The organism is Phascolarctobacterium succinatutens (assembly GCF_958453765.1).
In the GTDB taxonomy this organism is placed as follows: Bacteria; Bacillota; Negativicutes; order Acidaminococcales; family Acidaminococcaceae; genus Phascolarctobacterium_A; species Phascolarctobacterium_A succinatutens_B.
The window spans coordinates 146,858-170,711 of record NZ_CAUDZA010000001.1 but is presented as its reverse complement, the minus strand read 5'-3'; the positions used below and the strand labels follow the sequence as shown (position 1 = coordinate 170,711).

18 protein-coding genes are annotated in these 23,854 nt (G+C 49.8%); 11 read left to right on the top strand and 7 right to left on the bottom strand.

The features are described from left to right. Position 1: 1 nt before the first annotated feature. From nspC to aguB, 3 genes are read left to right on the top strand one after another with little or no spacing between them, the layout of a single operon-like run. The gene (gene nspC, locus Q7Q81_RS00785; RefSeq protein ID WP_304272912.1) at positions 2-1,240 is read left to right on the top strand and encodes a carboxynorspermidine decarboxylase; all 1,239 of its coding nucleotides are present in this window, start codon (positions 2-4) and stop codon (positions 1,238-1,240) included. Then, positions 1,237-2,370: an agmatine deiminase gene (aguA, locus tag Q7Q81_RS00780; RefSeq protein ID WP_304272909.1), complete on the top strand. Its 1,134-nt coding sequence runs from the start codon at positions 1,237-1,239 to the stop codon at positions 2,368-2,370. Before nspC ends, aguA begins: the two co-directional genes overlap by 4 nt. Next, positions 2,367-3,245 carry an N-carbamoylputrescine amidase gene (gene aguB, locus Q7Q81_RS00775; RefSeq protein ID WP_304093079.1) on the top strand — a complete coding sequence of 293 codons (879 nt, stop codon included), beginning with the start codon at positions 2,367-2,369 and terminating at the stop codon, positions 3,243-3,245. Before aguA ends, aguB begins: the two co-directional genes overlap by 4 nt. A 62-nt stretch (positions 3,246-3,307) precedes the next feature. Here aguB and Q7Q81_RS00770 read toward each other — a convergent pair whose 3' ends face one another. The 5 genes from Q7Q81_RS00770 to Q7Q81_RS00750 all read right to left on the bottom strand — a co-directional run bounded on the left by Q7Q81_RS00770 (position 3,308) and on the right by Q7Q81_RS00750 (position 7,778). Next, entirely contained in the window at positions 3,308-3,721 is a 414-nt protein-coding gene (locus Q7Q81_RS00770) for a type II toxin-antitoxin system HicB family antitoxin (protein WP_304272906.1), read from the bottom strand. 4 nt (positions 3,722-3,725) lie between these two features. Continuing rightward, positions 3,726-3,920, bottom strand: coding sequence for a type II toxin-antitoxin system HicA family toxin (locus Q7Q81_RS00765; protein ID WP_304272903.1), 195 nt, complete (start codon positions 3,918-3,920; stop codon positions 3,726-3,728). Positions 3,921-4,149: 229 nt separating this feature from the next. Continuing rightward, positions 4,150-4,743: a hypothetical protein gene (locus Q7Q81_RS00760; RefSeq protein ID WP_304075017.1), complete on the bottom strand. Its 594-nt coding sequence runs from the start codon at positions 4,741-4,743 to the stop codon at positions 4,150-4,152. Between the two features lie 211 nt (positions 4,744-4,954). Further along, positions 4,955-6,409, bottom strand: coding sequence for a sodium/proline symporter (locus tag Q7Q81_RS00755; protein WP_304272901.1), 1,455 nt, complete (start codon positions 6,407-6,409; stop codon positions 4,955-4,957). A 157-nt stretch (positions 6,410-6,566) separates the two neighbouring features. Further along, positions 6,567-7,778 carry a DUF401 family protein gene (locus Q7Q81_RS00750; RefSeq protein WP_304272898.1) on the bottom strand — a complete coding sequence of 404 codons (1,212 nt, stop codon included), beginning with the start codon at positions 7,776-7,778 and terminating at the stop codon, positions 6,567-6,569. A 175-nt stretch (positions 7,779-7,953) separates the two neighbouring features. On the opposite strand from Q7Q81_RS00750, the gene Q7Q81_RS00745 reads away from it, so the two are divergent. The 5 genes from Q7Q81_RS00745 to galE all read left to right on the top strand — a co-directional run bounded on the left by Q7Q81_RS00745 (position 7,954) and on the right by galE (position 13,505). Next, the gene (locus tag Q7Q81_RS00745; RefSeq protein ID WP_210685078.1) at positions 7,954-9,270 is read left to right on the top strand and encodes an AAA family ATPase; all 1,317 of its coding nucleotides are present in this window, start codon (positions 7,954-7,956) and stop codon (positions 9,268-9,270) included. After that, on the top strand, positions 9,267-10,046 hold the full coding sequence (locus Q7Q81_RS00740) for a retron system putative HNH endonuclease (protein ID WP_304272895.1): 780 nt from the start codon (positions 9,267-9,269) through the stop codon (positions 10,044-10,046). The genes Q7Q81_RS00745 and Q7Q81_RS00740 overlap by 4 nt, the downstream gene beginning before the upstream one ends. Positions 10,047-10,164: 118 nt before the next feature. Next, positions 10,165-11,535 (top strand): phosphomannomutase, encoded by a 1,371-nt coding sequence (locus tag Q7Q81_RS00735; RefSeq protein WP_304272891.1) that lies wholly within the window; start codon positions 10,165-10,167, stop codon positions 11,533-11,535. Positions 11,536-11,630: 95 nt separating this feature from the next. After that, positions 11,631-12,512, top strand: coding sequence for a UTP--glucose-1-phosphate uridylyltransferase GalU (galU, locus tag Q7Q81_RS00730; RefSeq protein WP_304272889.1), 882 nt, complete (start codon positions 11,631-11,633; stop codon positions 12,510-12,512). 3 nt (positions 12,513-12,515) lie between these two features. Further along, positions 12,516-13,505, top strand: a complete 990-nt coding sequence (galE, locus tag Q7Q81_RS00725) for a UDP-glucose 4-epimerase GalE (protein ID WP_303710049.1) — start codon at positions 12,516-12,518, stop codon at positions 13,503-13,505. A gap of 137 nt (positions 13,506-13,642) precedes the next feature. Here galE and Q7Q81_RS00720 read toward each other — a convergent pair whose 3' ends face one another. Together Q7Q81_RS00720 and pyc are read right to left on the bottom strand one after the other, a co-directional pair. Continuing rightward, complete coding sequence (locus Q7Q81_RS00720) at positions 13,643-15,172, bottom strand: hypothetical protein (protein ID WP_304272885.1); 1,530 nt, start codon at positions 15,170-15,172, stop codon at positions 13,643-13,645. Positions 15,173-15,344: 172 nt separating this feature from the next. Further along, the gene (pyc, locus tag Q7Q81_RS00715) at positions 15,345-18,785 is read right to left on the bottom strand and encodes a pyruvate carboxylase (RefSeq protein WP_304272881.1); all 3,441 of its coding nucleotides are present in this window, start codon (positions 18,783-18,785) and stop codon (positions 15,345-15,347) included. 226 nt (positions 18,786-19,011) lie between these two features. Between pyc and ftsH the strand changes: the two genes are divergently transcribed. The 3 genes from ftsH to Q7Q81_RS00700 all read left to right on the top strand — a co-directional run bounded on the left by ftsH (position 19,012) and on the right by Q7Q81_RS00700 (position 23,853). Next, the gene (gene ftsH / locus Q7Q81_RS00710; RefSeq protein ID WP_368502095.1) at positions 19,012-20,862 is read left to right on the top strand and encodes an ATP-dependent zinc metalloprotease FtsH; all 1,851 of its coding nucleotides are present in this window, start codon (positions 19,012-19,014) and stop codon (positions 20,860-20,862) included. A gap of 555 nt (positions 20,863-21,417) precedes the next feature. Continuing rightward, entirely contained in the window at positions 21,418-22,605 is a 1,188-nt protein-coding gene (locus Q7Q81_RS00705) for an MFS transporter (RefSeq protein WP_303679120.1), read from the top strand. A gap of 207 nt (positions 22,606-22,812) precedes the next feature. Then, complete coding sequence (locus tag Q7Q81_RS00700) at positions 22,813-23,853, top strand: type II secretion system F family protein (protein ID WP_304272874.1); 1,041 nt, start codon at positions 22,813-22,815, stop codon at positions 23,851-23,853. The last annotated feature ends 1 nt before the right edge of the window (position 23,854 follow it).

The window sequence follows — 23,854 nt, the reverse complement described above, 5'->3', positions numbered from 1 at the left end:
GATGACGGACGCCAAGAAAACTGTAATGCCGGCATATGTTGTCGACAAGGCTGAGGGTGCTTCCCGTCTGGCTGATTTGCAGAAGAATTTGCGCGCAGAGCGTGAGGAGGCGGCGCTGAAGGCGCTGCCGACTCCCTGCTATGTGGTTGATGAGGCTAAGCTGCTGAATAATCTGCGTCTTTTGCAGCATGTGCAGCGCGAAAGCGGTGCGCATATTCTGCTGGCACAGAAATGCTTTTCTATGTTCCGCCTGTATCCGCTGATGGGCGAATATTTGGCAGGCACGACGGCAAGCGGCATTTATGAAGCGCGCCTCGGTCATGAGGAGATGGGCAAGGAGAACCATGTTTTTGCACCTGCTTTTAAGGAGCAGGATATGCAGGAGCTGGTGCAAATCTGCGACCATATCATTTTCAACAGCTTTGCGCAGTTTGAAAAGCATAAGGCTGTCTGCGCTCAGGCCGGTGTGAGCGTTGGTATCCGCGTGAACCCGGAATGCTCGACGCAGGAGGGTGAGCATGCAATTTATGACCCATGTGCCTATGGCTCACGTCTGGGCGTAACGCTGGCGAACTTTCCGGAGGTTTTGCCGCCGGAAATCGAAGGCCTGCATTTCCATACGCTGTGTGAGCAGAATGCTGATGATCTGCTGACTACCTGGAAGGCTTTCGAAGCGAAGTTCAGCAAGTACTTTAAGCAGCTTAAATGGTTGAATCTGGGCGGCGGCCATCATATTACGCGCAGTGATTATGATGTGGAAGCGCTGATTGATTTAGTAAAATATATTCGTAATACCTATCATGTTGAGGTATATCTGGAGCCCGGTGAGGCTGTGGCGCTCAATGCCGGTTATCTTGTGACCGAGGTGTTGGATATTGTGCATAACGGTCTGGATATTCTTATCCTTGATGCCTCGGCTGCCTGCCATATGCCTGATGTGCTGGAGATGCCTTACCGTCCGCCTCTGCGCGGCGGTTATGAGGCTGACGAAAAGCAATATAAATACCGTTTATCCTCGATGACCTGTCTGGCCGGTGACGTGATTGGCGATTACAGCTTTGACAAGGAAATCAAGGTTGGCGATAAGCTGATTTTTGAGGATATGGCGATTTATTCCATGGTTAAAAATAATACCTTTAACGGCATTCCGCTGCCTGATATTGTGCTGCTGCACAAGGACGGTACTACAGAGCTGGTACGCCGTTTCGGTTATGAAGATTTTAAAGGACGTTTGTCATGATGTTAGAGAAAAACTTTACTCCCGCTGCTGACGGCTTTCACATGCCAGGCGAATACGAACCGCATGACGGCTGCATTATCGTGTGGCCGCAGCGTCCGGGCTCCTGGAGCTTTGGCGCAGTTGCGGCCTGCGAAGCGTTTACGGCTGTGATTAAGGCGATTGCGGCGAGCGAAAAGGTTTATGTTATCTGCGGTGCTAAGCACTTTGCTGTGGCGCAGAAATATCTTGCAGGTGTCGCCAATGTTGAGCTGGTTGCTATGGAAACGGATGACAGCTGGGCGCGTGACATCGGCCCGACTTTTGTTGTACGCGACGGCGCACAGGGACGTGAGCTGCGCGGTGTGAACTGGCGCTTCAATGCCTGGGGCGGCGAGGTAGACGGCCTGTATCCCGATTATGAGCAGGACGATGCTTTTGCGGAAAAGTTTGCCGAGCATTATGGTGCTGCCCTGTATGATGCTGTTCCCTTCGTGCTGGAGGGCGGTTCTATTCACTGTGACGGCGAGGGCACGGCACTCGTAACGGAGGCCTGCCTGCTGAGCGCAGGACGCAATCCCGACCTTTCCAAAGAGCAGATTGAGCAAAAGCTTAAGACTTACCTGGGCGTGGAAAAGGTTTTGTGGATTCCGCGCGGTATTTATAACGATGAAACAAACGAGCATGTAGATAATGTCTGTGCCTTTATCCGCCCCGGTGAGGTGGTGCTGGCGTGGACAGATAACGAAGCTGATCCGCAGTATGCCTTGAGCAAGGCAAGCCTGGATGCTTTGGAGCAGCTGACGGATGCCAAGGGACGCAAAATCATCGTGCATAAGCTGCCCGTGCCTGCGGTGCCTGTGTGCATTACCGAGGACGAGGTAGCAGGCTTCGACTTTGTCGAGGGTGAGGATATGCGCGAGGCAGGTGAACGTCTGGCGGCTTCGTATGTAAACTTTTATTTCAGTAATGACAGTGTTGTAGTGCCTGCCTTTGGCGGTGAGAATGCGGCTAGCGATACGTTGGCGGCGGAAATTCTTGCCAAGCTCTGTCCGGAGCGTAAGGTAGTGCAGATACCGGCGCGGGCAATTTTGACCGGTGGCGGCAATATTCACTGCATTACACAGCAAATTCCGAAGGGAGTGTGCTTATGAGCAAGGTAAAGGTGGCAGCAGTGCAGATGCGCTGTGCGCCGACCGTAGAAGAAAATTTGCAGCACGCTGAAGCGCTGGTGCGCGAAGCTGCAGCGAACGGTGCGCAGATTATTCTGCTGCCGGAGCTGTGGGAGCGTCCGTATTTCTGCCAGCAGCGCCGCTATGATTTCTATCAATATGCACTGCCTACGGAAGAAAATCCTGCGGTGCAGATGGGCAAGCGTTTGGCAAAGGAGCTGAATATCGTTCTGCCTATCAGCTTTTTTGAGCGTGATGTCAACGAATTATATAATTCCATCGCCTGCATTGATGCTGACGGTGAGATTTTAGGCGTTTATCGCAAAACACATATTCCTGACGATCATTTTTATCAGGAAAAATTTTACTTTAAACCCGGTAACAGCGGCTTTACGGTTTTCAATACCAAGTATGGCCGTGTCGGTATCGGTATCTGCTGGGACCAATGGTTCCCTGAGACAGCACGCTGCCTGGCGCTGAACGGAGCAGAGCTTTTGTTCTATCCTACGGCAATCGGTTCCGAGCCTATCTTAGACTGCGACAGCATGCCGCATTGGCGTCGTGTTATGCAAGGCCATAGCGCAGCCAATCTGATGCCTGTGGTAGCCGCAAACCGCATCGGTTTGGAAACTGTGGAGCCCTGCGAAGGCAATGCGGGCCAACAGTCCTCCTTGCTGTTCTACGGCTCTTCCTTTATGACCGACGGTACCGGTGAGCTTGTACAGGATGCATCGCGTGATCAGGAAGAAATTCTTTATGCGGAGTATGATTTGGCAGCTTTGGCTGAGGACAGACTGAGCTGGGGCCTGTTCCGCGATCGCAGACCTGAATGCTACGGCAAAATTGCCGGTAAGTAAATATTGAAGCTATAATAAAAAATCACAATCGGTTAATAATATAACCGGTTGTGATTTTTGCTTTATCCGATATTGAGCTCGTGCTTGAGAGCATCCTGTAAAATTTTGGAGAAGTTCAGCTTTTTGGCAATTGCCGCATCATTTAACCATTTGGGGATGGTGAGAGTTTTTTTGACTGCTTTGGTAAAGTGCTCTTTGGCATATGCTTCTACATCAACACTTACTATATTAACAAAGGCTTCTGCGTAATCGCTATATTCTTCGTTAACGTCAATAGTGTTTAATTCAGATGGTGCCGGAACAGCTTCATTGCTGAGCTTTGCTTCGTAAAGAAAGCCGGCAAGGCAGTCTGTTGCCATTTTCATAGCATCTTGTAAATCCGTACCACAGGTTGCCAGGTGGTTAAGGTCTGGGAAAATTACGGTGTATTGTCCGTCTTTTTCTTTATAAAAGCACGCAGGATACATTGATAACATAAAATCACCCTTTCTGAAAATCTAAACCGGCTTGTTTGAAAATAGCTTTAACTGTGCCTATGGGAATATCTCCCTTATGGTTAGGAACAGTTACTTTATTAGACTGGCGTGGATGTACGTAATAAAAGTGGGAGCCTCTGGTCGAATATAATGTCCAACCGGCTTTTTTCAGTAGCTTTTCCAGTTCTTTAAATTTCATGATATTGCTCCTTTCATAATTGTATCATTTAACACGTATAAAAACAATACGTATTGATGATGCTATTAAAAAAGGAGTATTGCAGTTGGTACTACAATACTCCTAAGAGAACGACAACAGTATTAAATTTGTATGTTAGACTTATTATATCATAGAAAATATGGTTAGAGGTATATTTGCAAAAATTTCATAAGATGTTTGGATTAATGATGATAAAATTTTGACTATCTCATCCTCCTACTTTGTCATCAGGCAGATACATAATGGTTATGCTGTAAATAATGATGGTGCAGACTGCCAGACAGATAGCTATTATTGTGAACAGCTTCAGCCAGGGAATTTCCTGCTGCAGATACTTGCGGCAGTAGCGCCAGAAGCAGGTGATGGTGAAGATGTTGAAAATGCTGCCTAAAATGAGCATAGTCCAGACGCTTTTGGCGAGCGGCAGGTAGGAAAGGCTGAGATTGATGGCTGCGAGCACAGGCATGGCAGTCATAGTGTTGTAGATTTTGCCGTCTGCTATGGCAAAGCTGGCGGTGAGAACAACGCTGCCTAAAATCAGCGGCAACAGTGAGGCGCAAAGCAGCTGTGTGTTGCCGGGATTATATTGCTGCAGCCTGCTGCGCCAGAGAAAACGCCCGAAGAGCTTATAGAGGATTAAGGCATAAAGTGTTATCAAAATGCCGCTGGCAAGTGTATCCATGCCGCCGAAGCCAATGAAAGCAACAAGAAAATGAATTACAAAAAATCCTAATGCCCCCAAAAAGAAGAAGAGCTGATTATAGAGCCAGTACCAAAAGGCTAATGGCAGAAAAGTACGCATAGCAGAACCTCCTCATATAATGTATTCAGCAAATGCTTGTTGATAGTTTAGTGCTCACTTTTATTATAATATGAGTGCGGTGAAAATGCTATGCTTTTGCTTCGTTGAGTAAAATTAGCTTGAATTTTTGCTGAGAATATAAAAAGTCCGATTCGTCTGTTCTGACAAATCGGACTTTCTTATTTGGCTGATTTTTTTAGCTTTACCATTATTACTCAACGTAATTGTTGGCTTTATCATAAAGTTCAGCAACATCCTTGGAAGGACCGCCGCTGAGCAGGGAAACAATGACGCCTGCTATAAGGCTGGCAAAAAAGCCGGGGATAATTTCGTAGATGCCGGTGGAGGCTGCCATAGTCAGGTACCAGCCGATATCGACAACAGCACCGACGATGATGCAGGCTACAGCACCCTGGAAGGTGAAGCCGCGCCAGAAAAGGCTGAGCATGATAGCAGAGCCGAAGGCTGCACCGAATACGCCCCAGGCGTTGGCAACCAGCTCCATAATGCTGCCTGCACGCGGGGAATCGGCAATAAGCAGCGCAACGAAGGAGATAACGAGTACGACGATGCGGCCAGCCCAAAGCATTTCCTTGTCACCGGACTGGTATTTACGGATTACAGGCTTATAAACGTCGCTGGCAAAGGCAGAAGCGGAAGCGAGCAGCTGACTGGAAGCAGTACTCATGGAAGCTGCCAATACGCCGGAGAGCAGGATACCGCTCATCAGAGCCGGGAAAATGCTGCGAACCATGGCGATGAATACCAGAGAGTTTTGGTTGATGTTTTCATCCAGGCCCAGATACATACGGCCAACAACGCCTACCATGGTAGCGAAGAAGCAGATGAGGGCGGTCCAGCTGATAGCGATAACAGCGGATTTCTTCATTTCCTTTTGGGATTTGAGGGACATGAAGCGGATGATGATATGCGGCATACCGAAGTAGCCGAGACCCCAGCCGAAGCCGGAGATAATATCAGAGGTTTTGGCAACCGGATTCCAGTAATCGGGCGGAATGCCGGCAACAGCCTGTGGATTGATTAAGGATACTGCGAAGATAGGTGCAATCAGCAGAGAACCTAAAATCATCAGGCCTTGGTAGAAGTCGGTCCAGCAAACAGCGGAGAAGCCGCCTAAGAAGGTGTAGCCGATGATGATAAAGGCTGCCACATACATGGTGTAGGTCTGATCAATGCCGATAACGGTGTTGAACAGAGTACCGCAAGCCTTGATGCTGGATGCGGAATAAATAGTGTAGGCAATCAGAAAAACAATTGCACAGATTACCTGCAGCACGTGGGACTTAGATAAAAAGCGGTTGCTGAGGTACTGCGGAATAGTGATGGCATCGTTGGCCACGATGGAAAAACGACGCAGGCGCGGAGCCTGGAAAATCCAGCTTAAGGAATAGCCGGTGAGCAGGCCGATACTGATCCAGGCCTGACCGAGGCCGAGAGCGTAGATAGATGTCGGCAAGCCCATGAGCACCCAGGCACTCATATCAGAAGCACCGGCAGAAAGCGCGGTTACCCACGGTCCCATCTGACGGCCGCCGAGAAAGTAGGTTTTTTCACCACCCTGACGATTTTTATAGAAGAACCAGATGCCGATTGATAGCATGAACAACAGGTAGATAATGAATACTACCATTTCTGTATAATTCACAAACACCCCTCCAAAATTTAAGAATAGATAACATTATTATACACTTAATCTTTGTGCTACTGCAAGCAAATAATAAAAATAAAGTGCTTAATCTGCGGCGGACAGTGTTTTGAGGACTAATCCGAACACTGCTTGCTGCTGATTAAGCACTGAAAGTTTACCATGTGAAATATGTATAAGCTGTAAAGAGAGTCAGAATGATGATTTCGCAAAGCAGGACTGGCTTAAGCGTTTTGAAAAAGTTGGCTTTAAAATAATCGACGGTGATAACAAGACACATATGCGTCGGGGTAAGCATTTGTCCGGCAATACCGAAGGCCATGGCAACGCCGGCCAGGTTCAGGCTGCCTGTCTGCATAGCGGCGACAATGGGCATAACGATGGCCACGTGTCCTTGCGACATACCTGTAAGCACGCCGATGATGAAGCTGACGCAGGCGATGATAACAGGCACCGGCAGCGGAGAGCTTTGGAAGGCTGCGACGATTTCCTGCAGCACGTGGGTGACGGTCAAGATCTGAATGAAGTAGAGGATGCAGAGCACATTGAGAAACATTTTGATGTCCAGCGCACCGATAACAACATCCTTGAGACCGACCTCACGCTTAGTAAAGCGCAGGACCAGAAACAGGCAGGCTGTGACCAGGCCCATGCCGGCGGAGGCATTAAAGCTGCAGAATACTACGAGAATAAAGGTGATAATGACAGGCGAGAGCGCCAACCATAAATCCTGTGTACACTGACTGTCATTGGCAATGGTTTCGGTACGGTTATTATCTGCTTTAATGGGGCGGATGAGGACAAACCAGCCGGCGGCGAAGGCCAGGACGGTGAGCCAGGCCAGATGCAGAATAAATTCACCGTAGCTGACACCGGCGATGTTGCAGGCCATAATCATACCGGGGATAATCGGGCTGGAAAATTCAAAGATGTGGCGGAACCAGAAGTTGATGGCTGCCTTGTGGTCTTGTTCGATAGGCAGATTTTTGCTGGCTTCCTCTACAATGGGAGCCGAGAAGCGTGCGCCGCCCAACGACGGCAGCAGTCCTAAGAAGGCAGGCATCACGGCCAGGGTTACCTTAGCGCTGGAAAAGATGCGCTGCAGCGCCTGCACCATACCTGCCAATGCACCGCTGGTGCGCAGCTCGATTTCCAGGCACATGACAAAATAAAGGGCAAAAAGAATATCATAGGTGCGCGGCATTGTTAAGGTTTCGCGTAATGCCTGCACCAGATACGGCAGCTCCGGTGCTTTCATCAGCCAGATAAAAATACCGCTGGTGAGCATACAGGGGCCGATGGGGATGTGACGCCGCAGCATGAGGATAATCATGAGCATGGCGATTGTAAGCAGAAGAAATATATTCATAAACAGTTTTTCCTTTCGATTGCGTAATTGTTGGCAAGTACCAAGTAATTGCTGATGATGTTTATTTATTATACACCCTGCCACAAAAAAATCATAATAAAACTGTAAAAAATCTTAGTATGGGATGTAAATAATGCTATAATGTAAGCAGAGATACAGAAACGGAGGTCAGATTATGCAGATAGAAAGATTAAGGCTGAAGAATTTCCGTTGTTACGATGAGCTTGATATTGATTTTGAACCTAGGCTGACAGTTATTGTAGGTGAAAACGGCAAGGGCAAGACGGCGATTTTTGATGCGCTGGCAATTGCTCTGGAGCCCTATCTGCGCAGCTTTGATGCCAGTGGCCGGCAAATTACTCCCCAGGATGTGCGACGTGTGCCTGTTTATAAAAAGGATATGCGTCATATTGATGGTATGGAATGCCATTATCCGGTAGAAATTAAGCTGGAGGGTGAGGTTTACGGCAAAAAGCTTACCTGTACCCGCCGCCTGCTGGAGTGTAATGTGCCTGAGGATGATGCTGATGAGCTGTGCGAACGTGGCTGTGCATTGGCGCACGATGCCAAGGAGAACGGCAACAGGCTGCTGCCGGTGCTGGCCTATTACGGTACTCAGCGCATTTGGGTAGACAGCAAGCTGATGACAAATTTTCATAAATCGCTGATGGAACGCAATGTAGGCTACGAGGAATGTCTGGAGCCGTCTTCTTCCTACAGCACCTTCGGAAAATGGTTTGAGTACGTTACCAAGTGTGCGCAGTCAGAGCAGCAGTACAGCGCAGAGGTGAAGCGCAATGTGATGCTGAAGAATGCGATTCAGAACGCTGTAGACGTGTGTCTGGAAAGTACCGGCCTGCGTGATTTGTATTATAATTATCGCCTGAAATGCTTTGTTGTCAGTCATCCCGATATGGGTGAAATGGTGGTAGATGAATTGAGCGACGGCTTCCGCAGTATTATCAGCATGGTGGCTGACCTGGCCTATCGCATGGCGCGTCTGAATCCGCAGCTGCGTGAGGATGCGGTAACCAAGACTCCGGGGCTTGTATTGATTGATGAGGTAGAAATGCATCTGCACCCGCTGTGGCAGCAGACGGTACTGCTGGATTTACAGAAAACCTTCCCGATGGTACAGTTTGTAGTGACTACGCATAGTGCGCAGGTGCTTAGCAGCGTGCCGGCAGAGAGCATACGTGTATTGGCCTGGGGCAAGCAGTTCGAAGGCGTGCGCCACGTAGATTTTTCCTTGGGTGCCAACAGCTATCAGCTGCTGCAGGATATTCAGAATGTGAGCCCACGTCCGCAAGCTCTGCCGATTGTGCAGGATTTAAAGCGTTATCTGCAGCTGGTGAGCGAGGATGCCTGGGATACGCCGGAGGCGCTGGAGCTGCGCAAAAAGCTGGATAAATGGTCCAAGGGCAAGGAGCCTGCTCTGCTGCGTGCGGATATGGATATCCGTATGCGTCAGTTCCGCAGGAGGCGCTCATGAAACGTGTTTATAAAAGCAAGGAAGAACCTGAGCTTCTCAGGCAGTACAGGCTGCATAATCCCGAGGAAACCTGGGAGCATTTCCGCCGTCGCTGCCGCAGGGGTTATAAACAGGTGCGGGAAGCAATTTTGCGTGACCAGCACGGCCTTTGCGCCTATTGTGAGGTAGGCATTAAGCTGGCGGAGGAGGAAGGCGAGGTTGACGACTTCCGCGTGGAGCATTTTTATCCGAAAAATGCTACGCAGGAGCATGGGCACAACTATCATCTGGATTGGCGCAATCTGTTGGGCGTATGCCACGGCGGCAGTCAGCCGTATGTGCCTGATCCCGAGTGGCGCTATTCCAGCCAGAAGCGGGACCGTAGCTGTGATGTGCCGAAGGGTGGGCGTGAAATTACAAACTATATTCTCAATCCGCTGAAGATTCCCGGCAAAATCCGCCTGTTCCGCTATGCCGAGCATAGCGGGCGGATGTATGTAGACGAAGATACCTGCCCCAAAGATTTGCAGGGGAAGGCGCGCAGCACTATCCACGAGCTGAATCTGAATGCGCCGCGGCTGATGCGTATGCGCCGAGAGGTAATCCATACGCTGGAGGACCAGATAAGTGATGAGCTTAGTAAGGGCCGTGAGCTGGATGAAGTTCTGGAAATGCTGGCGACCATCTGTCTGGTGCCTGATTATAATGGCGTGACGCTGCCGTTCTTTTCCGTTATCCGTTGGTATCTGGGTGAGGCAGCGGAAGAAGTTATCCGTTCGAGCGGAGCAAAGCTGTAGCATTTAAATCCTGTCTGCAATGCAGGCAGGATTTTTTTGTTTGATGAAGAATAATATAAAATGGTTCTTGAACAATGAAATTTTGCTAAATACACTATAAAAAAAGGAGAATAGAGAAATGCAAGTTACGAACAAGGCTTTTAAGGCCTACGATGTACGCGGCGTTTATCCCACAGAAGTTAACGAGGAAATGGCTTACCGTATAGGACGCATTTTTTCAGCAATGTTCGCTGCGGAAACTGTTGTTGTCGGACACGATATCCGCCTGAGCGGCAGAGCATTGGTAGATGCGCTGACAGAGGGACTGCGCCATGGCGGTACCAAGGTTATTGATATCGGCCAGTGTGGTACAGAAATGATTTATTTTGCTACCGCGCATCTGAAAGCAGATGGCGGTATTATGGTTACTGCCAGCCATAATCCTAAGGAATACAATGGCATGAAGCTGGTGCGTCGTGATGCGCGTCCTATTTCCAGCGATACCGGTCTGAAGGAAATTGGTGAGATGGTTGCTACTACAAAGCCGTTTGCACATCAGGTGGTAGCAGGCAAGACTATGGGTGCCTTGGAGCAGCTGGATATTATGCCTGCTTATATTGAGCATTTACTGACTTACGTTGATACGAGTGTGCTCAAACCGATGAAGATTGTTGCTAACCCCGGCAATGGTGGTGCTGGCCCGATTTTGAAGGAGCTGGCTAAGCATTTGCCGTTTGAGTTTATTACGCTGAACGAAACGCCTGACGGCACCTTCCCCAATGGTGTGCCTAACCCGCTGCTGCTGCCAAATCGTGAGGCTACGGCCAAGGTTGTGCGCGAGAGTGGTGCTGATCTGGGTATTGCTTGGGATGGTGATTTCGACCGCTGCTTCCTTTTTGACGAGAAGGCAGATTTTATCGAAGGCTATTACATTGTCGGCCTGCTGGCGGAGGTTTTCCTGCACAAGGAGCCGGGTGCGAAGATTATGTTCGACCCGCGCCTGACCTGGAATACGGAAGCTATTTTGCAGCGTGACGGCGGTGTGCCTGTGCGCTGCAAGAGCGGCCATGCCTTTATGAAGGAATGCATGCGCAACAATGACGTGCTGTACGGCGGCGAGATGAGTGCGCATCATTATTTCCGCGATTTCTCCTGCTGCGACAGCGGCATGATTCCCTGGCTGCTGGTTACCGAGCTGATGTGCCGCAGCGGCAAAAAGCTAAGCGAGCTGGTAGGCGAGCGCGTTGCTATGTATCCCTGCAGCGGTGAAATCAACCGCAAGGTTGCTGATTCCGCAGCAGTACTGGCAGAGCTGGGCAAAAAATATGCTGACGGCGAGCAGGATCACCTGGACGGCCTGAGCGTTGCTTATGATAACTGGCGCTTTAATGTGCGTGTATCCAATACGGAGCCTGTAATGCGCCTGAACGTAGAAACTAAGGGTGATAAGGAGCTGCTTGCTGCGAAGACAGCAGAATTATTGGAAGTTATTGGCGGCGAAGAAGCTTAACTTTCCTGAGTATCCGTGTTTTTTCGTAAAGCACTGTCTGCAGCGTTGCTGCTATGCATATATTTCATTTGAGTCTGTAAAGGAGATAAGATTAAATGTTTAAACCTGTACGTAAAGCCGTTATTCCGGCAGCAGGCCTGGGCACACGCTTTTTGCCTGCTACCAAAGCAACTCCGAAGGAGATGCTGCCTATTGTTGATAAACCGACCATCCAATATATTATCGAAGAGGCTCTTGCTTCCGGCATTGAGGATATCCTGATTATTACCGGCCGCAGCAAGCGTGCCATTGAAGATCATTTCGACCGCAGCATCGAGCTGGAGCTGAACCTGGAGGCCAGCGGCAAAACCAAGGAGCTGGAGCTGGTTCGCAAAATTTCTGATATCCGCATTCACTATATCCGCCAAAAGGAACCGCGTGGACTTGGCCATGCTATTTTGTGCGCTAAGCATTTTGTGGGCGATGAACCCTTTGCTGTATTGCTGGGTGACGACGTTGTTGACAGCCAGGTGCCTGCGCTGAAGCAGCTGATCGATGTCTATGATAAAACCGGTGCCAGCGTTTTAGGTGTGCAGGAGGTGCCGCAGGAGAAGGTATCTGCTTATGGCATTGTTGCCGGTGAACCGACTGGTGAAGCACGCACTGTCAAGGTAAATGATATGGTAGAAAAGCCTGCGGTAGAAGAAGCGCCCTCTCGTCTGGCGGTTTTGGGCCGTTATGTAATTACACCGGAAATTTTCCCGATTCTGGAGCAAACTCAGCCCGGCCGTGGTAATGAAATCCAGCTTACCGATGCGCTTAAGGTATTGGCCAAGGAGCAGCCGATGTATGCTTATGATTTTGTAGGCCGTCGCTATGACGTAGGTGATAAGCAGGGCTTCCTGGAGGCAACTGTAGAAATGGCGCTGAAGCGTCCTGAGCTGCGTGACAAGTTCCTGACCTATCTGCAGGGAATCGTTGCAAAGGATAGCAAATAATTAATGAATATCCTTGTTACCGGCGGAGCAGGTTATATTGGCTCCCATGTAGTGGAGGAGCTGCAAAAGAGCGGCTTTACTCCTATTGTTTATGATAATTTTTCTACCGGCCATGAGGCGGCAGTGCCTGACGAGGTACAGCTGGTAGAAGGCGATATCCATGATGTACGCTTTGCCAAGCACATTATGGAGCAGTTTAAAATTGATGCGGTGATTCATTTTGCTGCCAGCAGTCTGGTAGGTGAATCTATGACCGACCCGGCGAAATATTATTTTAATAATGTTGAAGGCAGCCTGCATCTTTTAGAGGCTATGCGTGGTGCCGGTGTGGACCGCATGGTATTTTCTTCTACCGCAGCTGTTTACGGTGAGCCGGAAGCAGTACCTATTACCGAGGACAGCCGTCTGGCACCGACCAACGTTTACGGCCGTACTAAGCTGGCAATTGAAGGCATGCTGGCGGATTATGATCATGCCTATGATATGCGTTATGTAGCTTTGCGTTATTTTAACGCTGCCGGTGCTTCTCCTACGCGTGATATCGGCGAGGATCACAGCCCGGAAAGCCATCTCATTCCGCTGATTCTGAAAACGGCGCAGGGCGTGCGCAAGCAGGTTTCTATCTTCGGTACCGATTATCCGACGGCTGACGGTACCTGTGTGCGTGATTATATTCATGTCTGCGATTTGGCGAAGGCGCATGTGCTGGCGCTCAAGCATCTTTTGAGCGGCGGCAGCAGCCGGGTGTATAATCTGGGCAGTGAAAACGGCTTCAGTGTGCGCCAGATGATTGACAGTGCCAAAAAGGTTACCGGTGTTGACTTCCCCGTTGTGGAGGAGGCGCGTCGTGCCGGTGATCCCGCAGTGCTCATTGCTTCTTCGGCTAAAATTCGTGAAGAGCTGGGCTGGGAGCCGCAGCACAGCAGTGTAGATGAGGTTATCAGCACTGCGTGGAAGTGGCATAAGGGCCATCCGCATGGCTATTGCGGCTAAAAGTAAATAAGTGCATACTAAAAAACCGGTTTCCCAGGCTTTTAAGCCGATAGGGAAACCGGTTTTGTTATGTGTTGAGAAAGCTTTTCTTAGCAATAACTGTCTAAGCTAAGCAATAACATTGCATAGCAGTCTGCTTATTTGCGTTTGTTGAGGAACTTGCCGATTTCGAAATGCTTGCCTGCCAGCAGGCAGTCGATACGCGCGGTAACTACATCGTTATTGCTGAGCTGACGTGCTTTAATCAGCGAGCGGCGGATGGCAGGCGTGATAAATTCCTGTCCCCAGTCATCGACAATGCCGCAGGCGATGCCGCGCGGCAAATCGAAGATAGATTCCAGGGCAGCGCAGATAATAGCATCGCTTTCACCTGGATGTGTGTTGAGATAACGCAGCGGTACCAGCAGGTCGTTTTGTTCTACGCAGTAGCGGGGCAGGTCTGATTCTATTTGACGTAGCACGCGTTCGGAGCGCTGCTCGCCTTCGTAGGAAAGCAGGTACGGGAACAGCGGTGTTTCGTCCGGATGCGCCAGCCAAAAATCGAAAAGCCGCGGCCAAATGTCTATATCAAGCTCCACTGCCAGGTTGCACAGCTGGTAATCGAGCTTATCATCCTTGATTAAATTATTTTCTATTTCAGGCTGCCAGTCCTTGCGGTAGATGATTTTTTCGCAGGCGGCAATCTGCTCATGGCATTGGTTAAGCGTGAGCTGCATATGGTTCTGCTCATCGCAAAGCTGCTGCAGCGCTGTAACGTAGCTGATTAAGTCCAGTACATCCTCCGGTTTGCTGACATGTACTTCCGCCTGCTTGAGCAGACATGTAAGCAGCTTGTTCAGATGGATATCGCTGATGTTGAACTGCTCTTCGATTACCTCTGCCGGGAAATGGTTGAGCATAATCAGATAATTGCCCACGATGATGACAGCGCTTTTATACTGTGCGTAGTTAAGCGGATGTGCCAGCTGTTCCTCTAAATGTGTTTCTCTGATGAATTTGACGGACAGCGGCGGATATTCTACGTCGATATCGGGACCGTTTTGCAGCAGCCAGAGGCGTTCCTCCTCATCACGGCAGTGGCAGTCGGTAATGCTGAAAACCTTGCCCCAGCCGCTGGTGCAGCGGATAAGCTCCCAGATAGCGTTTTGCGGGTTGAAATTAGTTACGCGGCAGGAATATAAAAAGGCGAAGGTAAATTCCTCGCAGTGTGCTATGCGCAGCAAATCCTGCCACAGCTCCGGCTCCTGCTGACAAATTTTTTCCATGCCGTACATGCCGAAAAGCAGCAGGGCGAATTTTACCTGCTCACGTCCGTCGGCGTTGTAGAAAAAGCGTCGCGCCAGATCAAAGGCAACACTGTTGATATCATTTTGGTCTAAGGCTTCAATAAAGGGATCGCAATATTCCGCAAAGGCCATGCCCTTCAGTTCATTGTACAGTTTGCTGCGCTGCTTGGTGGTAGGTTCCTTCAGATAAGCCTGCAGCAGCTTCAGCAGTATGCTGGCGGATTTGGGATTGGGCAGGTTGCCCATTGTATAGTGAAAGGCATCCTCGGAGCCAAGGGGACGGGGAATGGTGGCGTAGCGGTCATCGCACAGATTGGTAGCAGTAAAGCGGCCATGCTCGTCCAGATGGCTGTTTACATATTGATAGATTGTCTGCTTCATGTGCTCACCTCGTAATAAAAATATGTATTGCAGCAAATAATGCTGTTTTTAAAAAAGCAAAGAGTAACTATATCATAACATAGAGGAAAAATAATGACCAGCAAAAAAAGTAAGGCTGCTGTAGCAGCGGAAATCCGCCACGGCAGCAGCCTTAAGTTTAAGCGTATGTAATTTACATTTGAGTTTTGATTTCCAGGAGGCAGTCGCCGCTTTCTACGCGTTCGCCTGCAGCTACATGGATAGCGCTGACGATGCCGGAAATCGGTGCCGAAAGCGTGGTTTCCATCTTCATAGCTTCGGTAACAATCAGCGGAGTGCCCTTGGTAACGGACTGGCCTTTTTCTACCAGAACCTTGACAACGGAGCCTGAAAGGGAAGCGCCGATTTCACCCATGTTGCCTTTTTCTGCTTTCTTGCGTGTAACAGTGGTGGTCTTGGCGTTGCGGTCCTTGATTTCGATTTCACGCGGCAAGCCGTTGAATTCGAAGAATACGGTACGCATACCGGCAGCATTGGCTTCGGAGATGTGGTCCAGCTTGATAACGAGCACTTTGCCTTGTTCAATTTCAACCTTGATAACCTCGCCCGGCGTCATGCCGAAGAAGAAGGTAGGAGTATCGAGAACGGATACATCGCCGAATTGGTTGTAACGGTTTACCCAGTCGATGAATACCTTAGGATAGAGGCAGTAAGCACTGACTGCTTCGTCCGTAGTAGGTGCATCCAGTTCCTTGAGCTTAGCGCGTACATCCTCAAAATCTACCGGAGGCAGTACAGCGCCCGGACGCTCGCTGATAGGTGCGCGTCCTTTGAGCACCAGCTTCTGCAGTTTTTCGGGGAAGCCCTGGTACGGAGTGCCGATGCGTCCTTCGAAGAATTCCACAACGGAGGCCGGGAAGTCCAGAATATCGCCCTTAGCGTAAACATCCTCTTCCGTCAGCTCATTCTGCACCATGAAGAGTGCCATATCACCGACAACCTTGGAGGACGGAGTAACCTTGATTAAATCGCCGAACATCATGGATACGCGGTGATACATATCCTTGATTTCCTCCCAGCGATGGATGAGGCCCAGAGCCTGTGCCTGCTGTTTGAGGTTGGTATATTGTCCGCCGGGCATTTCGTGTACGTAAACCTCGGGGTTGGGGAAGTTTTCGGTTCTGTCGGCAGCCTTGTAGTAGGGGCGCACGGTTTCCCAATAACGGGACAGCTCGTTCATAGCGTCTACGTCAAGACGCGGTTGACGCGGATGACCGCTGAGTGCGTAGTACAGGCTGCTGCCGCTGGGTTGGGAGGTACCGTTGCTCATGGCGCTCATAGCAGTATCTACGATATCAACGCCGGCATCAATAGCACGCGCGTAGGTGTAGATAGCGTTGCCGCTGCCCTCGTGGGTGTGCAGATGGATAGGTACGTTGACATAGGATTTGAGGCTGCTTACAAGGCGGTAAGCTGCTTCCGGTTTCAACAGGCCTGCCATATCCTTGATGGCGATGATGTTGGCGCCGGCTTTTTCCAGCTCCTTAGCCATATTGATGTAGTAATGCAAATCGTATTTATCGCGGTTGGGGGCGAGAATATCACCGGTGTAGCACAGTGCTGCTTCTGCTACCTTACCGCATTCGCGGACGGTGTCAATGGACAGGCGCATATTGTCCAGACCGTTGAGGCTGTCGAAGATACGGAAAACGTCGATACCGTTCTTGGCTGCCAGCTTGATGAACTGCTTAACAACATTATCCGGATAGCTGGTGTAGCCTACGGCGTTGGCACCGCGCAGCAGCATCTGGAAGAGAATGTTCGGAGCAGCCTGACGGAACTGTGCCAGACGTTGCCAGGGGCTTTCATCGAGGAAGCGATAGGCTACGTCAAAGGTAGCGCCGCCCCAGCATTCAAAGGAGAAGAGTCCGGGCAGTTTACCGGCGGTGTCGCGCATAACGCGCAGCATATCGGCAGTACGCAGGCGGGTTGCGAAGAGGGACTGATGCGCATCACGGAAGGTGGTGTCGGTGAGCAGAACCTCCTGCTGTGCCAGTACCCATTCAGCCAGACCTTCAGGTCCGCGGGTATCAAGAACGTGCTTGGCACCCAGTGCCAGAATGCCGTTGTAGGGCTTGGGCATATTCAGCGGTGCAAAGTCCGGCTTCGGCTGTACGCCGACGTTGGAATAACCGTTGACAGTAATGTCAGCAATATAGTTCAGCAGCTTGTTGCCACGGTCCAAGGTTTTTTGGAAGACAAACAGCTCCGGTGTATTATCAACAAAGTCGGTTGTGTAATCGCCCTTGATGAAGTGCGGGTTCTGCAGTACATTTTCCAAAAACTGGATATTGGTTTTGACGCCGCGGATACGGAATTCTTTTAAGCAGCGCAGCATCTTGGTAATTGCAATCTGGTGAGTGAGGCCCCAGGTGGTAGCCTTAACCAGCAGAGAATCGTAATACGGAGTGATGACGGAGCCGGTGAAGGCGTTGCCGCCGTCCAGACGGATGCCGAAGCCGCCGCCGCTGCGGTAGGTAATCAGCTTGCCGGTATCGGGCATAAAGTTATTGGACGGGTCCTCAGTGGTAATACGGCATTGGATAGCGTGGCCGATGGTTGTCAGCTCATCCTGCTGCGGCAGGGCGATTTCCGGGCCGTGCAGGTTGTAGCCCTCGGCAATCTTGATTTGTGTCTGTACAATGTCGATACCGGTAATTTGCTCGGTAACGGTGTGCTCAACCTGAATGCGGGGGTTAACCTCGATGAAGTAGAACTTGCCGTCGGGAGTAGCCAAAAATTCTACGGTGCCGGCGCTGATGTAGTCAACATTTTTCATCAGCTTGACAGCAGCGTCGCAGATAGCTTTGCGTTGTTCTATAGGCAGAGCGAAGGCCGGAGCAATTTCAACCAGCTTCTGGTGGCGGCGCTGTACGGAGCAGTCGCGCTCAAACAGATGCATTAAATTGCCGTGGGTATCGCCGATAATCTGTACTTCGATGTGTTTCGGATTTTGCAGATATTTTTCCAGATATATTTCATCATTGCCAAAGGCTTTTTTAGCTTCGCTTTTAGCCATGTCGTAGGCAGTTATGGCTTCTTCGGCGCTGTGAACAACGCGCATACCGCGGCCGCCGCCGCCGTTGACTGCTTTAATGATGATAGGATAGCCGCATTTTTCACCAAAGGCCAGTACCTCATCGAGGCTGTTTACCGTGCCCTTGCTGCCGGGAATCATGGGGATGCCTGCCAGCTCGGCTTGCTTACGGGCGTTTATTTTGTCGCCGAACATTACCAGGTGTTCCAGGCGAGGGCCTATGAAAATCAGTCCTTCCTCAGCACAGCGGCGAGCTAAATTGCTGTTTTCAGATAAAAAGCCATAACCGGGATGGATGGCATCTACGTCATGCTCCTTGGCTACGCGCAGAATGTCTTCGATATCAAGATAAGCGTCGGTCGGACTTTTGCCTTCGCCTACCATGTAGGCCTCGTCGGCTTTGTTGCGATGCAGGGACAGGGTGTCCTCCTTGGAATATATAGCAACAGTACGGATTCCTAATTCGTTGCAGGCGCGGAAAACGCGGATGGCGATTTCGCCGCGGTTAGCAACTAAAACTGTATTAATTTTAGGCATAAGTTTGACCTCCTTAGATAGTTACATGCTAATTGTATAGAAAACGGCATGTAAATTCAAGGGATAGGACGCATGTATACAAGTATTCTTGCAGGGGACTGGGAGAGTGTGATTTTTTAACACTTTTTGTGTTGACGATACAATCAGCTTCACATTTTTTTCGTTTGTTTATTGCTATAAATAGGTATACAATAATACTTATAAAGCATAGCGAGGAGATGAAATGATGAACGATAACAATGATAAAAAACGGCCATTGACGTATTATTATATGCTGATGCTGGTTTTGATTCTGGTATTCAATTCCGTAATCATGCCAATGTTCTTCAACCCGAAAATGAAGGAGGTTTCCTATAATAATTTTCTTCAGATGGTGGATGAAGGCAAGGTATCTAAGGTAGAAATTACCGATAAGCGTCTGGCTGCGGTTGATAAGAACAACGAAAAGGAAATTTATGTTACCGGCAGAGTGGAGGACCCGGAGCTGGCTAACCGCCTGATGAAAAGTAAGGTAGAATTTACGCAGGTTGTGCCCAAGGAACAAAGTCCGCTTGTAACCTTTTTCACCAATTGGGTACTGCCTATTCTGATTTTCTTTGGACTTGGACAGCTGTTTATGTACTTTATGGGCAAGCGCATGGGCGGCAACGCCATGAGCTTCGGCAAGAGTAATGCCAAGGTCTATGTGGAAGCGCAGACAGGCAAAAGCTTTGCCGATGTAGCAGGTCAGGACGAGGCTAAGGAGGCACTGATGGAGCTGGTGGATTTTCTGCATAATCCCGGCAAGTACAAGGATATCGGTGCTAACATGCCGAAGGGTGCATTGCTGGTAGGCCCTCCCGGTACGGGTAAAACCTTGCTGGCGCGTGCGGTAGCAGGCGAAGCCAAGGTGCCGTTCTTCAGTATCAGCGGCAGTGAATTTGTAGAAATGTTTGTCGGCATGGGTGCTGCCCGTGTGCGCGATTTGTTTAAGCAGGCGCAGGAAAAGGCGCCTTGCATAGTATTTATCGATGAAATCGATGCCATCGGCAAACGTCGTGATAACGGTCAGTTCGGCGGCAATGATGAACGCGAGCAGACTTTGAATCAGCTGCTGAGTGAGATGGACGGCTTTGATGGCAGCAAGGGCGTAGTAATTTTGGCGGCTACCAACCGTCCGGAATCCTTGGATAAGGCGCTTTTGCGTCCAGGACGCTTTGACCGCCGTATTCCGGTTGAGCTGCCTGATCTGAAGGGCCGTGAGGCTATCCTGAAGGTTCACGCACGCAGTGTGCGTATGGCAGACAATATCGATTACGGTACGTTGGCGCGGGCAACAGCCGGAGCCAGCGGTGCAGAGCTCGCCAATATTATCAATGAGGGTGCTTTGCGTGCCGTAAAAATGCATCGTAACGTGGTGGAGCAGGAAGATCTGGAGGAATCCATTGAAACCGTTATCGCCGGTTACCAGCGTAAGGGTGCGGTAATTTCTCCCGCAGAGAAAAAGGTTATTGCCTACCACGAAATCGGTCACGCACTTGTGGCTGCTATGCAGAAGCACAGTGCTCCGGTTCATAAGATTACTATTATTCCGCGTACCAACGGCGCTTTGGGCTACACCATGCAAATCAGCGAAAATGACAGCGTGCTGATGACCAAGGAAGAGCTGTTCAACAAGATTGTAACCATGACCGGCGGCCGCAGTGCCGAGGAGGTTGTTTTCGGCAGCATTACCAGCGGCGCTTCCAATGATATCGAGCAGGCAACCAAGCTGGCACGCAGCATGGTAACGCGTCTGGGTATGACGGAAGAATTTGATATGATGGCTACCGAGGTTGTGGCCAACCGTTATCTGGGCGGTGACGCTGCCCTGCAGTGCAGTGAAACTACAGCCGGCAAGATTGATGCCAATGTTTTGGCGTTGATAAAGGAGGCTCACGCAAAGGCACGCACGATTTTGCAGGACAACAGAGATAAGCTGGATGTACTGGCACAGTACCTGCTTGAGAAGGAAACTATCACCGGTGAGCAGTTTATGGCTTTGCTGCAGCAGGAGCAGGCTAAGGAAGCTGCCGGCGAGAACAAGCCGGAAGTATAAAATAAGTGCAAGCTTAAACGCAGTTACGTATTCCGTAAAACGGCAACGTGACTGCGTTGTTTTTTGCACGCAGCGTTAATCGCGAAAAAAATAAAAAAAATTAAAATTAGCTATTGCTAACTGTAAAAATATGTGCTACAATAATCATGAAGTTAGTGATGGCTAACCAATGTATATCGTCCCTTCCTGATTTTGCATTGCAGCCTTGACCTTTGACCTTTGACCTTGACAATTTCCTTAAGTGCATTGGTTAGCTCCTCTACTTTTAAACAAGCTGCTATTTGCTTTTTAAGCAAATTCATATTTTCTCCTCCAAAAACAGACAGAACGCTGAAAATCCGTTAGGCAAGCGGGTTTCGGCGTTCTGTTTTGTTGTGTTGGCATTATTTTGGTACAGTTTTATATAGGTTTCTGTTGCGGCGGAACTCGTTTTTCTAAGCGTAATTTTATTATGCAATTGAGGCTGTATTGCAGATTTTTTATTTGCACAAAAACGGCCTTAGCGTTATAATAATCTATTACTGCTGTATGATTTTTTGTTTTGAGGTGGATTTTATGAAAAACTGGAAGCTTATTCTGGCTATCCTCACGGCTAATGTCGTATTGATGGCTGCAGGCTATACTATGCTTATTCCCTTTTTGCCGATGTATCTGATGAACGAGCTGGGAGTGAGCGCAGACGATGTAAAAATGTGGAATGGTGCGATTTTTTCCATAACCTTTCTGATTGGAGGTATCATGGCGCCTATCTGGGGTAAAATGGCTGATACGCGCGGCAAAAAGATGATGGCGGTGCGTGCGGGTGCAGGCCTGGCTCTGTCGTACTTTTTGGGCGGCATAGTAACTACGCCGGAGCAGATGTTCGGTGTGCGTGTGCTGCAGGGCTTTGCTGCCGGCTTGTGGAGCGCCTGCCTGGCGATTGCTACCAGTCTGGTGCCGATGGAAAAGCTGGGCGTGAGCTTGGGCATTATGCAGGCAGGACTGACCTGCGGCAACGTCATTGGTCCGCTTGTAGGCGGTTCATTGGCAACGCTGTTTGGCATGCGTGCCTCATTCTTCGTTGCAGGTGGGTTACTGACGATTATTACGCTGGTATTTATGTTCTACATTCCCGAGCCGCCGAAGGCGGAGCCGAAAAAGCTTGCGGCCAAGCCGCAGGTACAGCTTTTACAGCAACCTGTAATTCGTGAAACGCTGATTTACATTGCTGTAGCTCAGATGGTTATCCTGCTGATTCAGCCGATTTTGAGCCTTTATGTGGCAGAGCTGAATCATGGTGAGGGCAACATTATGTTTCTTTCCGGCGTGGCCTTTTCACTCGTAGGCATTGCCAGCGCTATTACTGCGCCGAGCTGGGGACGCTTCGGACAGGAGCACGGCTTTTATAAAGCGTTGTGCGCTGCTACGCTGCTTTCCGGCTTGATGAGTGCGGTGACGGCAATGCCGCAGACACTGCTTTTGTTCTGTGTCTGCAATTTTTGCTATGGCTTGTGCTGTGCCGGTATTCAGCCTTCGCTGAGTGCGGTTTTGGCCAGCAATACAACTACCGACCAGCGCGGACGCGTTTTTGGCTTTATGTTCAGTGCTCAGCAGTTCGGTTCCATGGTAGGGCCTGTACTTGGCGGAGCTATTGCTACATTTGCGCCGTTGCAAAGTCTTTTTGTAGTAGCCGGCGTGATTCTTTTCGGCATCAGCGCTTGCGTTTGGCTTCGTCATGGTCATGAGCAAAATATTGTTGCTTAGACTGCTTAGAACGTTATAATTGCAGATAATTTTCAGGAAATTAATCAGTTTAGAAAAACTCTGTAAGTCTTGTAATATGAGGCTTGCAGAGTTTTTCTTTTGCTTGCGGTAAAAATAAGATTTTTATGTCACACAGATTTCACATATGTGACAAATAAAATTAGACAGAAAATTCACAAATAGTCTATAATCGGCCATGTGGAGGTGATGAAAATTAGGCTTAGAGGAGGCGTGAGCCTGGCGGAGCAGATTAGCTTCTACAGGCAGCTGGCGGTTATCCTGCGCAGCGGCCTGTCATTGCTGAATGCTCTGCAGCTATTGCAAAAGCATGGCAGCGCTAAGCAGATGCTGCTCTGCTATCGTCTGCAGCAAAGGTTGCGCCGTGGCAGCAGCCTGGCACAGGCCTTGGCAGCGGAAGCGGATTGCTGTACTCAGCTGGCAGTTACTTTGGTGGCTGTGGGGGAAGAAAGCGGTGAGCTGGCCATGTTGCTGGAGCAGTTGGCAGATTATTACAGCCGCCAGCTTAAGCTGCGGCGTTTTGTGCAGAGGGCTGTAACTTATCCGGCATTTTTGCTGCTGGCATCGTTTTGCGTGCTGCTGCTGTTTTTACTGTACATCCTGCCGGTGCTGGCGGATACCTACAGCGCTATGGGCGTGCTGCCGACGGGTACATTGGCTTTGCTGCTGATGCTGAAGGATGCTTTGCTGCAGCAGCCGTTGGCAGCGCTGGCGTTGACGGCAGGCGTAGCAGCTGCACTTTTTTTGCTGGGACGCAGGCTGCTGCGCTGTTTTTTACGCAGCCGGTTAAGCGGAAATTTTCATGGCCTTTTATTAGAAGTACGCTTTTGCAGATTGCTGGCCTTGCTTTTGGAAAGCGGTGTAGGCATAACAAAAGCGGTGGCGATTGTGACGGATACCATGGATGATGAGCAGTATGCCGGGCAGCTGCGCCTGCTGAACAGCAGACTAAAGCGAGGCATTGCGATTGAACAGGCTGCAGGCGGCGCGAAAGAGCTTTTTTCGCCGCTGATGCTGGAGCTTGTATGCGTGGGCGCATCTACAGGCTATCTGCCGCAAATGCTGCAGGAAGCAGTAACGGCCGGTGAGCAGCGTCTGCAGCAGCAGCTTGGCAGGCTGCAGGAGCTGCTGGTGCCCTTGTTGCTTTTAGTGGCAGCGATTATCATAGCGGGAATCGTCTGCATAGTTATCGGTCCGCTATTTGAGATGCTTTCGGCAATGCCGGAGTAAA

Bases quoted from the DNA above. Each gene is read 5' to 3' on its own strand.
- nspC (WP_304272912.1), top strand. From the start codon at position 2: ATGACGGACGCCAAGAAAACTGTAATGCCGGCATATGTTGTCGACAAG.
- aguA (WP_304272909.1), top strand. From the start codon at position 1,237: ATGATGTTAGAGAAAAACTTTACTCCCGCTGCTGACGGCTTTCACATG.
- aguB (WP_304093079.1), top strand. From the start codon at position 2,367: ATGAGCAAGGTAAAGGTGGCAGCAGTGCAGATGCGCTGTGCGCCGACC.
- Q7Q81_RS00770 (WP_304272906.1), bottom strand. From the start codon at position 3,721: ATGTTATCAATGTATCCTGCGTGCTTTTATAAAGAAAAAGACGGACAA.
- Q7Q81_RS00765 (WP_304272903.1), bottom strand. From the start codon at position 3,920: ATGAAATTTAAAGAACTGGAAAAGCTACTGAAAAAAGCCGGTTGGACA.
- Q7Q81_RS00760 (WP_304075017.1), bottom strand. From the start codon at position 4,743: ATGCGTACTTTTCTGCCATTAGCCTTTTGGTACTGGCTCTATAATCAG.
- Q7Q81_RS00750 (WP_304272898.1), bottom strand. From the start codon at position 7,778: ATGAATATATTTCTTCTGCTTACAATCGCCATGCTCATGATTATCCTC.
- Q7Q81_RS00745 (WP_210685078.1), top strand. From the start codon at position 7,954: ATGCAGATAGAAAGATTAAGGCTGAAGAATTTCCGTTGTTACGATGAG.
- Q7Q81_RS00740 (WP_304272895.1), top strand. From the start codon at position 9,267: ATGAAACGTGTTTATAAAAGCAAGGAAGAACCTGAGCTTCTCAGGCAG.
- Q7Q81_RS00735 (WP_304272891.1), top strand. From the start codon at position 10,165: ATGCAAGTTACGAACAAGGCTTTTAAGGCCTACGATGTACGCGGCGTT.
- galU (WP_304272889.1), top strand. From the start codon at position 11,631: ATGTTTAAACCTGTACGTAAAGCCGTTATTCCGGCAGCAGGCCTGGGC.
- galE (WP_303710049.1), top strand. From the start codon at position 12,516: ATGAATATCCTTGTTACCGGCGGAGCAGGTTATATTGGCTCCCATGTA.
- Q7Q81_RS00720 (WP_304272885.1), bottom strand. From the start codon at position 15,172: ATGAAGCAGACAATCTATCAATATGTAAACAGCCATCTGGACGAGCAT.
- pyc (WP_304272881.1), bottom strand. From the start codon at position 18,785: ATGCCTAAAATTAATACAGTTTTAGTTGCTAACCGCGGCGAAATCGCC.
- ftsH (WP_368502095.1), top strand. From the start codon at position 19,012: ATGAACGATAACAATGATAAAAAACGGCCATTGACGTATTATTATATG.
- Q7Q81_RS00705 (WP_303679120.1), top strand. From the start codon at position 21,418: ATGAAAAACTGGAAGCTTATTCTGGCTATCCTCACGGCTAATGTCGTA.
- Q7Q81_RS00700 (WP_304272874.1), top strand. From the start codon at position 22,813: ATGAAAATTAGGCTTAGAGGAGGCGTGAGCCTGGCGGAGCAGATTAGC.